This window comes from Corynebacterium pseudokroppenstedtii, from assembly GCF_019754945.1.
GTDB lineage: Bacteria > Actinomycetota > Actinomycetes > Mycobacteriales > Mycobacteriaceae > Corynebacterium > Corynebacterium pseudokroppenstedtii.
This window is the reverse complement of sequence record NZ_JAEUWU010000011.1, coordinates 1-820: the sequence shown is the minus strand read 5'-3', so window position 1 is coordinate 820 and position 820 is coordinate 1. Positions and strand designations below refer to the sequence as shown.

The 820-nt window shown below is 52.4% G+C and carries 1 protein-coding gene; it reads right to left on the bottom strand.

Annotation, left to right across the window (positions count from 1 at the left end):
- Positions 1–52: 52 nt before the first annotated feature.
- Positions 53–757: an IS6-like element IS26 family transposase gene (locus JMN36_RS10610; protein WP_001067855.1), complete on the bottom strand. Its 705-nt coding sequence runs from the start codon at positions 755–757 to the stop codon at positions 53–55.
- Positions 758–820: the final 63 nt, after the last annotated feature.

The window sequence follows — 820 nt, the reverse complement described above, 5'->3', positions numbered from 1 at the left end:
GGCACTGTTGCAAAGTTAGCGATGAGGCAGCCTTTTGTCTTATTCAAAGGCCTTACATTTCAAAAACTCTGCTTACCAGGCGCATTTCGCCCAGGGGATCACCATAATAAAATGCTGAGGCCTGGCCTTTGCGTAGTGCACGCATCACCTCAATACCTTTGATGGTGGCGTAAGCCGTCTTCATGGATTTAAATCCCAGCGTGGCGCCGATTATCCGTTTCAGTTTGCCATGATCGCATTCAATCACGTTGTTCCGGTACTTAATCTGTCGGTGTTCAACGTCAGACGGGCACCGGCCTTCGCGTTTGAGCAGAGCAAGCGCGCGACCATAGGCGGGCGCTTTATCCGTGTTGATGAATCGCGGGATCTGCCACTTCTTCACGTTGTTGAGGATTTTACCCAGAAACCGGTATGCAGCTTTGCTGTTACGACGGGAGGAGAGATAAAAATCGACAGTGCGGCCCCGGCTGTCGACGGCCCGGTACAGATACGCCCAGCGGCCATTGACCTTCACGTAGGTTTCATCCATGTGCCACGGGCAAAGATCGGAAGGGTTACGCCAGTACCAGCGCAGCCGTTTTTCCATTTCAGGCGCATAACGCTGAACCCAGCGGTAAATCGTGGAGTGATCGACATTCACTCCGCGTTCAGCCAGCATCTCCTGCAGCTCACGGTAACTGATGCCGTATTTGCAGTACCAGCGTACGGCCCACAGAATGATGTCACGCTGAAAATGCCGGCCTTTGAATGGGTTCATGTGCAGCTCCATCAGCAAAAGGGGATGATAAGTTTATCACCACCGACTATTTGCAACAGTGCC

Bases quoted from the DNA above. Each gene is read 5' to 3' on its own strand.
- JMN36_RS10610 (WP_001067855.1), bottom strand. From the start codon at position 757: ATGAACCCATTCAAAGGCCGGCATTTTCAGCGTGACATCATTCTGTGG.